Genomic DNA, 245 nt, shown 5'->3' with positions numbered 1-245 from the left:
CTTTTAATGGTGAAGGCTTTTTTTCTACCTTCAAAGTGAATGTCCAACCACTCCACACTGTTAGTTGGTTTGAGTGCAATCGGATAATCAAAAGGTTGAGCAAAGTTATCCTTTTCAAAATTATTTTTAGAAATAATCTTGGTACCGGGATATGGCATCCCATACTTGTCACACATTTTATAAAAGTTTTCTTTACTATTCAGTTGTTTTATCAGTGAATAATCCACGTATGGACATACAAAGAC

At 33.9% G+C, this 245-nt stretch carries 1 pseudogene; it reads right to left on the bottom strand.

The features are described 5' to 3' along the window. Positions 1-245, bottom strand: a pseudogene (locus AC6UDE_RS07125) (carboxylate--amine ligase); the annotation flags it as partial.

It is taken from the genome of Fructilactobacillus sp. X2R5C3, from assembly GCF_059901325.1.
Note: the sequence above shows the minus strand (reverse complement) of the source record. Positions and strands in the feature narration are given on the sequence as shown.